The organism is Palleronia salina (genome assembly GCF_900141995.1).
GTDB classification, from domain to species: domain Bacteria; phylum Pseudomonadota; class Alphaproteobacteria; order Rhodobacterales; family Rhodobacteraceae; genus Palleronia; species Palleronia salina.
Genome location: NZ_FQZA01000029.1, coordinates 1 through 2693, shown reverse-complemented (window position 1 = coordinate 2693; position 2693 = coordinate 1). Strand labels below are relative to the sequence as shown.

Sequence of the window (2693 nt, the reverse complement as noted above, 5' to 3'; positions counted from 1 at the left end):
TACAGGCCTCCGGCGCCGGAGAGCATCATAGCCGTCGACCGGCGACCAGCGATGCACTAACAATCAACCTGGACCACTCGGTTGGGGCAGCTCACTGTTCATCACTGATTATGAACTGCCTTTCGATTTCGGACCGTATGCAGTCTGGGATAGTCCCAGATGCACGATACACCTCCGCATCGAAACGTGGATCTCGCGCGACATCCATGCCCCAGGGCGCCGGCTGGGTTCTCCAGAGGATAGACGTTGCCGGTTCAGTCCAGCGTCCGGAAGATACCAGACCAAGTCTTTCGAGACAGTCGATCACATCTGGCTGCGCATGCGCCGGACCCAGCCCAGCGATCGAGCGGATGTTCGGGGCTGAGAGCACGCGTGGATTGCTCGGTGCAACTGTAAAACCATAGCCGATACTTTCTTTAGGCACGCTTCCATCCAATAACCGATAGCTCAGCTTCCTCTGTTGGGCGGCAAGCCACAGAACAGCAAAGCATACGTCGTCCCATCGGGGCAGATCCTTCGGAAAGAACGGGTTTGATTTTGGGGCCGCACCCCAATCTCGGTCTTCGGCTTGACCGAGCGCGACCAAGGCCATGCAACCGACTTGGTAGGAGGTGGAAAACATGTGATCCCAACCGCCTCGACCCGCCACAGTTGGCAAGTTGTCCGACAGGAATTCAGTAGCCGCCAAGGCCCAGTCCGCCGTTCTATTCAAAGCTTAAACTCCGAACTCTCGATCCGGATTACTTAACCTACAGACCGTGAGGTGAGAAGGAGCTACGACGCCGGGGAAACCCAATTCGGGCGTTGCAAGACTCTCGAAGAACTGCAACTCTACCGCGCTCCTGATCTCGCAAGACCTGTCCGGCCGCGGATTTCAGCATTATGTCGCCAGTCATTCTTCTTTGTGACACTTCTGCCAGACGTCACCCACTGAGGCGGTCCGCTTTGCTACTTGAGATCATCGAAGCTCACTTCACTTCTGGACCCAGAAGGCGGTCGGGGCACCTCATTTGGCCGAGAGATTGCCCTGGCCCTTTTTGCAGCCGCCTCCAACTCAACCAGGGCTACAAAGGAACGTGTAAGATTTCTGACGACGGACGCGTCGTGTTCTCGGGTGAGGCACTGGTGAAGCGCCGTCGGAATAAAGGGCAGGATGTATTGGTTTTTCTTGTGCCAGATACCGATCTGGGTCGCCTTTCCTCCAGTGCGACGATTGAAATTGACCCTACCCAATGGGAGTCCGAGTGAGACGAGCAGGCTTATTGCCGCTTTGAGCTTTAAGTGCGGCCAACATGCTGCGCTCAAAAAAATTGCCAGACAGGGTAAACCATTAATGCTACTGACGCTGGAGCAGCTAGGTCAGATTAGATTAAGATCTTTTGCGCGCTGGATCGCTTCGGCTGTTGTTCGCGCCATGAGCCTTTCTCGAACACTCGCCAGCCTGAGCTTCAGGGCACTTTCCGAGATGCCAAGGATCGCCGCCGCGGCTGAATGCCGATGACCGTCTGCCACGCACTTCAAAGCTTCAATCTGAGCTCGGGTCAAGCGAATATCGGGCTCCGCCATAGAATGAAGAGTTTTCGCAATTTTCTCGATCTCAGCCATCTCTGCGTCGGTCAACTCCCGGTCACTGCGTGCGACTGAGATTACCGTGCGTGACGTGATCGGTCCGGCTGCAACAGTGCAACCGAAATTCAGACCAAACTTCCTCGCCTCGTCGAAAACGCCGAAGGGGTCGGGAATTTTTTTGTTAGACCAACGCGTTGCGCCGGTAGAAGCGAAGGACCAAGCGGTCATGGGATCGCGCAAGAAAAAGCCACGTTGCCTGTAATGTTCGGTCCACTCGTCCGGATACGTGGTGAGCAACATTAGAGGTGAGGTGAATCGAATATGCAGAGCAGCGAAATAGCCTACTTCTGCGTAGAGATCGAGCCGACTGAGCTCGCCATCAAACTGGGTGCGATCAAGCATGCGTCGCCACTCTTACCCTTCGGATACTTGATACGAACGACGCCATAGCCCTGCCAACATGAAAAGGCACGTGGTCACGCTGACTTCGGCAAGGACTGGTTGATACAAGGTTGGAAAGCCGAGCAGGTTGCCGTCCGTTTCCCATGCCATTATAGATCCCGGTCATCAAGTGTCCGGCTGCGGATAGGCGCTCCGAAACTACCAGTTTCCTTGCTCACGGATACCCGATCGTTGCCGGAGGCGGCATTCGTCACAAGGGCGGACTGCGGGTTTTCGCTGCGAACCGCAGGAATGGCCAAGGTGGGCGGAAAGCAGCCGTTCGCTGCGAGTTACAGGAAGGTCCGCATAAGACCGTCAGCTGACAAGTCGACTGGGGTGTGGGTCAGCCCCTCTTCCTCGCGCTTCTGGAAAATCATCCACAGCGACAACCAGATCTGTGATCTACTCATGATAGGTTACCAAGCGAGGGTCGATGACTTCGAGCATATCAGCTGACATTCCGCCAAGACCTGTCGCTCTCCCTAATATTGCCACAATCCAAGCCGCGATTCTGCCCAGAAACTGTTCTCAAACTGAGAACCAAATCAGCGTCTGGGGTGGTTCTGTTGACCATCTACACGGTCACAACTGAAATGCCCCCTCTGAAGTGGTCCGCCCACTGGGATAGAATGATCCCGTCATGGAGAGGACCAGAGAATGGCTGGGAAGCGAGAGAAGCCCGA

2 protein-coding genes are annotated in these 2693 nt (G+C 55.4%); both read right to left on the bottom strand.

Annotated features, from left to right (window positions below; translation table 11 throughout):
* Positions 1-91: 91 nt before the first annotated feature.
* Positions 92-622, bottom strand: coding sequence for a hypothetical protein (locus BUB76_RS17780; protein WP_139250924.1), 531 nt, complete (start codon positions 620-622; stop codon positions 92-94).
* Between the two features lie 737 nt (positions 623-1359).
* A complete protein-coding gene (locus BUB76_RS17245; protein WP_073130710.1) occupies positions 1360-1971 on the bottom strand; it encodes an autoinducer binding domain-containing protein in 612 nt (203 codons plus the stop codon).
* Positions 1972-2693 lie beyond the last annotated feature (722 nt).